This is a genomic window from Streptomyces sp. NPDC001100 (genome assembly GCF_053598575.1).
Map to the genome: position 1 here is coordinate 1 of NZ_JBSFKO010000101.1, position 1,061 is coordinate 1,061.

At 72.6% G+C, this 1,061-nt stretch carries 1 pseudogene; it reads right to left on the reverse strand.

Annotation, left to right across the window (positions count from 1 at the left end):
* Positions 1-1,061 (reverse strand): annotated as a pseudogene (locus ACWDEW_RS48830) (hypothetical protein); the annotation flags it as partial.

The following is a 1,061-nucleotide window of genomic DNA, read 5'->3' on the forward strand; positions in this document are numbered from 1 at the left end:
CCGGCTGGAAGACGTGGATCGGGGCGTCGAGGGTGTCGGCGAGCAGGGGCAGGAACGCGTCGCCGATCGGGTTCGCCCACGCGTCCGACCAGCGGCTCACCGCGCCGCCGAGCATGTTCGCCTCGTCGTCGCTGAGGGCGGCGGTACTCCGGTGGTAGCCGGCGATCAGCAGCGACCGGCGCTCGTCCGTGGTCATGGTGGCGAGCGTCGGCAGGCCGTTCACCGCACGCAGGTAGGCGAACATACGGCGGTTGCTCGGCGCGGCGCCGGTCGGTGCGGGCGGGGCGCCCTGGACCGAGACGGCCTGCAGATAGCGGGTCTGGAGGTCGACCGGATCCAGGTCCTCGGCGTGGGTCACGCCCTGGATGCCGTACCGGACCAGTTCGTTGTCGATCTGGGCGGCGGTCATGTTCTGGACCGCCGCGGTGAAGGGGGTGACGAGGACGCCCCGGAGCTGGCCGAGCACCTGCGGGGGCAGCGGTCGGCTGCCGTCGCGCGCCGCCGCCAGCCGGGCCAGGACAAGGTTCCGCAACTCCTGCCGTGCGGCCCGCAGTTGATTGGATCCCCGGTCGCCTGCCTGCGGGTTCTGCGCCATTGTCCTGAGGGCCTGTTGTACGTCGTCGGGCCGGGCGAGCCAGGCGGCGGTGGCCGGGGCGAGGGCCTGCGTGGTGCCGGTGGCGGCGGCCTGCTGGAGGCGGGTGCGGACCAGCTGGGGTGCGCTGCCGATGACGGCGTAGAGGAGGCAGTTGCCGTCGCCGGGGGTCTGGACGGCGTTGCCGGTGGGGTCGACGTAGGGGGACGGCGGGGCGGCGGGGGGCGTGGCGGAGGTCGTCGCGGTTGTGCCGGAGGGAGGGGTCGTGGCCTTGGTCTTGCCCTTGTCGACGCCTGTGCTCTTGCCGGTGTCCTTGCTCGTGCCCGTGGTCCTGCCGGTGCTGGTGTTCTTGCCCGTGTTCTTGTCGGCGGCCGACTTCTTGCCCTGACCGGCGTTGTCGCCGCCCTTGGCCGCCTTGTCCGTCTTGGCGCTGCTCGTACCGGACTTGGGCGGTCCGCTCTTCTTCGGC